This is a genomic window from Candidatus Binatia bacterium, assembly GCA_036504975.1.
In the GTDB taxonomy this organism is placed as follows: Bacteria; Desulfobacterota; Binatia; order UBA9968; family UBA9968; genus JAJPJQ01.
Map to the genome: position 1 here is coordinate 1 of DASXUF010000118.1, position 6,449 is coordinate 6,449.

A 6,449-nucleotide genomic window follows, 5' to 3' on the forward strand; every position below is an offset into this window, starting at 1 on the left:
TCCAGTTCCTGGAGGAGGTCGCGGCTGACGTCTTTGTCGCCCCGGCCGGACAGGATCATCAGGACCAGCGCATCGGGCGGGAAGCTCTTAGCGTCGTCGGCGATGTAGGCGAGCGCGTGGGCCGGCTCCAGGGCGGGCATGATGCCTTCCGTCTCGGACAGCAGCTGGAATGCGCGCAATGCCGCGTCGTCGTTTGCAGCGACGTAGCGCGCGCGGCCGGTCGTCTTGAGAAAAGCGTGCTCGGGACCCACCGCCGGATAGTCGAGGCCGGCCGAGATGCTATGGGTGTTCTGGATCTGCCCGTTCGCGTCCTGCAGCACGAATGAGCGCGTGCCGTGCAGCACACCGATAGTTCCCGCGCACAGCGATGCCGCGTGCTCGCCGGTTGCCAGGCCCAACCCGCCCGCCTCCACTCCGATCAGCTCGACCGCCGGATCATCAACAAACGGCATGAAGCCGCCAATGGCATTGCTCCCACCGCCCACGCACGCGACGACCGCTTTAGGGAGTTGAGAAAACATCTCCAGCGACTGCCGCCGAGCTTCCCAGCCGATCACGCACTGGAAGTCGCGCACCATTAGGGGATACGGATGTGGCCCCACCGCCGAGCCCAGCATGTAATGGGTGGTCTCCACGTTTGTCGCCCAGTCGCGAATCGTCTCGTTGATCGCGTCTTTCAGCGTGCAGGTCCCGCTATTGACGGCTCGCACCTCGGCGCCCAGTAGCTTCATCCGATACACGTTGAGCGACTGCCGCTCCATGTCTTCCGAGCCCATATACACGACGCATTCCAGTCCCAGGGCGGCGCAGACCGTCGCCGCCGCCACGCCGTGCTGGCCGGCGCCGGTCTCCGCGATGATCCTGCTCTTCCCCATCCTCTGCGCGAGCAGGATCTGCCCCAGGGTGTTGTTGATCTTGTGCGCGCCGGTGTGGCAGAGGTCTTCGCGCTTGAGATAGATCCGCGCGCCGCCCAGCTTTTTCGTCAAACCCGCGGCGAAATAAAGCGGCGTCTCCCTGCCGGCGTACTCGCGGAGGTGGCGATGGAACTCGCGGCGAAAAGCGGCGTCGCGCCGCGCGGCGCCGTAGGCCTTCTCCAGCTCGATCAGCGCCGGCATCAGCGTCTCCGACACGTAACGGCCGCCGAAGACGCCGAAGTGACCGCGCCGGTCAGGCGCTTTTTGCGGCGGCGATGAATGCCTTGAGTTTTTCATGATCTTTGATTCCGGGCCTGGCTTCGACGCCGGTGCAAACGTCCACTCCATAGGGACGAACGAGACGAATCGCTTCGGCCACGTTTCCCGCGTCCAGGCCGCCCGCAAGGATCAACCGATCCGGCCTGAGGCCTTCGAGCCAGCTCCAGGGAAACGGTGCGCCCGAGCCGCCGTAGCCCGGCGCCCAGGAGTCCACCAGATAATAGTCGGCCGGAAAGCCATCGATGGCGCCGAGCGATTCCCGATCCCGAACCCGAAACGCCTTGATGACTTTAAGCTCCCAGCCGCGGCAGTATGTCGCGCTCTCGTCGCCGTGAAATTGCAGGCCGGAAAAAGCCTGCTGGCCGATGACGTCGCGGATTTTTGCCGCCGGCTCGTTGACGAAGAGAGCCACCTTGCCGATTTCCGGCGGCACTTGAGCGAGAATCGCCCGCGCTTTCTCCGGCGCTATGTAGCGCGGGCTCGGCGGATAAAAATTGAAGCCGAGAAGATCCGCCCCCAGCTCCACCGCCCGGATCGCGTCGTCGATATTCGTGATGCCGCAGACTTTTATCTTTACCATCTCCGATCACGCGCCACGAACACGATCACGTCAGTAATTCCTTGAGCTTCGCTCCCGGATCCGGCGCGCGCATCAGCGCCTCGCCGATAAGAAATACGCGCGCCCCCAGCGCTTCGACCCTTTCGATCTGCTCGGCGCCGTGAAACCCGCTCTCGCACACCACGACAATGCCCGGCGGCACGAGCGGCAAAAGGCGCTCGGTCGTCTCCAGCTTCACCTCGAAAGTCTTGAGATCGCGGTTGTTGATCCCGACAAGCCGGGCGCCCGCTTCGAGGGCGCGCTCCAGCTCGCTTTCGGTGTGGACCTCCACCAACGCGTCGAGCGAAAGCGCGGCGGCCTGGGCGATCAGCTCTTTGAGCAAAGCCGGATCGAGCAGAGCGACGATCAAGAGCGCCGCGTCCGCGCCGAAGCTTCTCGCCTCCAGCAGTTGATATTCATCCAAAGTGAAGTCCTTCCGCAGCAGCGGGATGGAGACTCGGCTTCTTATCTGCTCCAGATAAGTCAGGCTGCCGCGAAAAAAACGCTCTTCGGTCAATACCGACAGAGCGCTCGCGCCGTTGGCGGCAAAGTCTCCGGCGATTTTGACCGGATCAAAATCCTGGCGGATCACGCCCTGCGACGGCGAGGCGCGCTTGATTTCGGCGACGATATGACGCCTGCGCTGCGAGCGTCCTGCTAGACTCGCGGCAAAGCCGCGCGTGGGCAGAGCGAACGGCGGCCGCTCCCGCAGCTCCGAGGACGGCGTCTTCACCCGCCTCGACTTGAGATCCTCCCGCACGTGGTCCGCTATGGTTTCGAGAAACATAAAATTGGGTAACTTTAAGAGAGATCCTTCACTGCGTTCAGGATGACAGCGGATTTCTGTCATTCTGAGCGGAGCGAAGAATCTCGCCTTCGCGCGTTGACTAACCGATCCGAAAATAACTATGCATTGGTTATCTCGATCAGACGGTCGAGTTTCGCCTGGGCCTTTCCGGAGTCGATCGATTCGGCGGCGAGGTGCATCCCTTTGGCGATCGAATCGACGGCGCCGCTCACGTACAGCGCCGCGGCGCTGTTGAGCAGCACGATGTCGCGTTTGGGCCCTTTCTCCCCGCGGAGTATTTCTTTGACAATGTCCGCGCAATCCCGCGGCGTCCCGCCATGGAGATCCTCCAGCCGGCAGCGCTTCAGTCCGAACTTGGCGGGCGTCAGGGTGTAATTGCGCACCCGCCGGTTGCGCAGCTCCGAGACTCGGGTCGGACCGCAGAGCGAGATTTCATCCATGCCTTCCATCCCGTGAACGACCATGGCCCGGACCGCGCCGAGGTTTTTGAGCACGTGAGCGATCGGCTCGGTGAGCTTGCCGTCGTAGATTCCGGTAAGCTGGTGCGTGGCGCCGGCCGGATTGGTGAGCGGACCGAGAATGTTGAAGATCGTCCGGATGCCGATCTCGCGTCGCGGCTGGACCGCGTACTTCATCGCCTCGTGGAGCAGCGGCGCGAAGAGAAAACCGACGCCGATCTGTTCCAGACACTCTTCCACCACCTCCTTGCTCGCGTCCACTTTCACGCCCAGCGCCATCAGACAATCCGCGCTTCCCGACTGGCTCGAGACCGAGCGGTTGCCGTGCTTCGCCACGATCAGTCCGGCGCCGGCGACGACAAGCGTGGCCGCCGTCGAGATATTAAAAGTCCCTTTCTTGTCTCCGCCCGTTCCGACGACGTCGAGCACCAGATCGGCTTTGACTTTGACGCGGCTCACTTTCTCGCGCATGACGCGCGCGGCGCCGGTGATCTCCGCGACGTTTTCGCCTTTCATGCGGAGCGCGGTGAGAAACGCCGCGATTTGCAGCGGAGTCGCCGCGCCGGTCATGATCTGGTTCATGACGGAAATCATCTCGTCCTCCGTGAGATCGATTCCGTCCACCGCCTTGGCGATGCCTTCTTTGATATCCATGATGCCCCCCTCTATGCCTGCTCCCTTCCATCCCACCGATTTCGGATCCTTCGACTTTGCTCAGGACAGGTTTTAGATTTTCGATTTTGGACGAAGTCTAAAATCGGCTCAGCCTGAGGCTGATCAGTCCTTTGGCCGAAAATCCGAAATCCAAAATGGAACTACCGGCCCACGACTATCCCTTTGAAGTTCTCTTTGGTTTGCAAGACCTCGAGCAATTCCTGGGCCTGGGCGCGCGCGGGGAAATGGCCGACGCGGACGCGATACCAATCGCGACCGTTTTGATTGGTCGTGACAATGTACGCATCGTAGCCCTTCTGTTTAAGCCTCTCAACCAGTTGTTGTTGGGACTTTTGATCGAGAGAGGCGTTGACCTGCACCGTCCATTCCTTCGGCGACGTCTCGGTCTTGCTCTTTTCTTCGGCGGGCTTGGGAGGCGCGCTTTTCTTCGTCTCCGCGGCCGCATTCTCTGCCGCGGATTTTTCCTTCGCCTTCTGCGCCGCCGGCGGCGGCTCCTTCGATGCGCTCGCCGTGGCGGTTTTCACTTCCTTTGCGCCCGGCTTGGCCTCTTGCGGCGCCTTCGGCTCGGGCTTGGTTTCCTTTACTGGTTTCGCGTCCGTCTTCGCCGTCTTTTCCGCGGTCGCCTTCGATTCCCTGGCCGGCTCGCTCCGCGCTTGCGAACCGGACGGCGTTTTGGCCAACGTATCGTAAAAGGTCAGCTCGTCTTTTCCCGAGCTTCCCTGTTTCGATCCCGGGGTAAGCGGCTGCAGCGGGATTTTGACCAGCGGCTCCTCTTGCTTCAGCAGCTTTCTCTCTTCGATTCCCTGACCGATCAACATGCCGAGAAGGAAGACCAATGCGCACGTCAGCGTAACCCCCGCGCCCAAGACGACGAGCTGGGTTTTGCTGACATAATAAAGACCATCGGTGCCTTTACGATTTTCCGCCATGGATTTCACCTCTTAATGAACGAGGGAAGCCGATCCTATTCCAACGAGCGCGCCGCCATCTTGAGCGGCGCCGCCACGCCCAAAAGGTTCAAGCCTCTGCCGATCACCTTCTGCACGTCGCGTAAGAAAAGAAGCCGGGCGCGGGTCAGGTCGGAATCCTCGGAAATCACCCGCGATCGATTGTAATACCGGTGGAAATCCCCCGCCACCTCCAGCAGATAAAACGCCAGACGGTGCGGCTCAAGCTCCTTGACGCTCTCTTCGACCGCTTCGGGAAACTGGACGACCTGCTTGATCAGATTCAGCTCCTCCGGCTGCGCCAAGCGTTCCAGCTTGACGTCGCGGACCGCCGAGTTATCGACGTCGATGCCCCCCTGACGCGCCTGCTCGAAGATGCTGGCGATGCGCGCGTGCGCGTATTGGACGTAGAAGACCGGGTTCTCGCTCGATTCTTTTTTCGCCAGCTCGAGATCGAAATCGAGGTGGCTGTCGGACTTGCGCAGCAAAAAAAAGAAGCGCGCCGCGTCCTTGCCAACTTCCTCCAGGACATCGCTCAGCGCGACGAATTCTCCCTGGCGCTTGCCCATCCGAACCGGCTCGCCGCCGCGCGTGAGCTGCACGAGCTGCACGAGAACGACTTGCAGGACTTCCGGATCGTAGCCCAACGCGCCGAGCGCCGCCTTGAGCCGGGCGATATAGCCGTGATGATCCGCGCCCCAGACGTTGACGAGCTTTTTAAAGCCGCGCTCCAGCTTGTTGCGGTGATACGCGATATCGCTCGCGAAGTACGTGAGCCCGCCGTCGCTCTTGATAAGCGGCCGGTCCTTGTCGTCGCCATATTCGGTGGACTTGAACCAGCGCGCGCCCTCGTGCTCGTAGAGCTTGCCCCGTTGGTTCAGCACCGCTATCGTCTTCTCCACCTCGCCGCGAGCCATGAGATCTTTTTCGCTCACAAAGGAATCGAAGCCGATGCCGAACTTGGAGAGATCGTCGCGAATTCTCGCGAGCAGATTCTCTCCGCCGAATTGACTGAAGAACTCGACCGTAGTGTCTTTCGGCTGCGAAAGAAACTTATCGCCCCACCGGCTCTTGACCTCCGCCGCCAGCTCGCGCACGTAATCGCCCGGGTAGCCGTCTTCGGGAAAGTCGATTTTTTCTCCGTAAAGCTCGCGATAGCGAACGTAGATCGACAACCCCAGCTTTTCCATCTGATTGCCGGCGTCGTTGACGTAGTATTCGCGCTCGACGGAGAACCCGGTCGCGGCAAAGAGCCGGGCCAGGACGTCGCCGATGACGGCGACACGACCATGCCCCACGTGAAGAGGACCCGTCGGATTGGCGCTGGCGAATTCCACCTGGACCTTTTCTCCCCGGCCCAGATTCGGTTCCATCTGTCGTTGCGCTTCGAATTCTCTCAGCCGGTCGTAGAAAAACTTGGGCGAGAAAGAAAAATTAATAAAGCCGGGGCCGGCGATTTCCGCGCGCGCGATGATACCGTCCCGGTCTTCGAGATTCTTCAAGATCTCCTCGGCGATCGCCCGCGGCGGCTTTTTCCTCTGCTTGGCCCAAACCATCGCCACGTTGCTCGCCAGATGGCCGAACTCCTTCTGTTTCGGCGGCTCAAGAAGCAAAGGGGGAAGATCTGTTATTTCCAGCTCTTCCCCCTTCGCGGTCTTCTCGATTGCCTGGTTCAACAAATCTCTAAGGTGACTTTTCATCTCTCGTTGGTTTCTTCCCTCGCTTTTCGCGGCATCGCCGCCGCCAGATGAGAAGAATTCTTTCCGCGCT

Annotated in this window: 6 protein-coding genes; all 6 read right to left on the reverse strand. The window is 61.0% G+C overall.

Translation table 11 applies throughout. The features are described from left to right. On the reverse strand, positions 1 to 1,211 hold a 1,211-nt coding region (gene trpB, locus VGL70_15840; protein HEY3304996.1), incomplete at its 3' end, for a tryptophan synthase subunit beta. Then, positions 1,168 to 1,773 (reverse strand): phosphoribosylanthranilate isomerase, encoded by a 606-nt coding sequence (locus tag VGL70_15845; protein HEY3304997.1) that lies wholly within the window; start codon positions 1,771 to 1,773, stop codon positions 1,168 to 1,170. The genes VGL70_15845 and trpB, both read right to left, overlap by 44 nt. Before the next feature lie 25 nt (positions 1,774 to 1,798). Continuing rightward, on the reverse strand, positions 1,799 to 2,578 hold the full coding sequence (gene trpC, locus VGL70_15850; protein HEY3304998.1) for an indole-3-glycerol phosphate synthase TrpC: 780 nt from the start codon (positions 2,576 to 2,578) through the stop codon (positions 1,799 to 1,801). Between the two features lie 119 nt (positions 2,579 to 2,697). Next, entirely contained in the window at positions 2,698 to 3,711 is a 1,014-nt protein-coding gene (trpD, locus tag VGL70_15855; GenBank protein ID HEY3304999.1) for an anthranilate phosphoribosyltransferase, read from the reverse strand. A gap of 161 nt (positions 3,712 to 3,872) precedes the next feature. Further along, positions 3,873 to 4,661: an SPOR domain-containing protein gene (locus VGL70_15860; GenBank protein HEY3305000.1), complete on the reverse strand. Its 789-nt coding sequence runs from the start codon at positions 4,659 to 4,661 to the stop codon at positions 3,873 to 3,875. A 35-nt stretch (positions 4,662 to 4,696) separates the two neighbouring features. Continuing rightward, positions 4,697 to 6,449, reverse strand: a 1,753-nt coding sequence (gene argS, locus VGL70_15865) for an arginine--tRNA ligase (protein HEY3305001.1), incomplete at its 5' end; no start/stop codon positions are given.

Coding starts and splice junctions, on each gene's coding strand:
- VGL70_15845 (HEY3304997.1), bottom strand. CDS start 1,773: ATGGTAAAGATAAAAGTCTGCGGCATCACGAATATCGACGACGCGATC.
- VGL70_15860 (HEY3305000.1), bottom strand. CDS start 4,661: ATGGCGGAAAATCGTAAAGGCACCGATGGTCTTTATTATGTCAGCAAA.
- trpD (HEY3304999.1), bottom strand. CDS start 3,711: ATGGATATCAAAGAAGGCATCGCCAAGGCGGTGGACGGAATCGATCTC.
- trpC (HEY3304998.1), bottom strand. CDS start 2,578: ATGTTTCTCGAAACCATAGCGGACCACGTGCGGGAGGATCTCAAGTCG.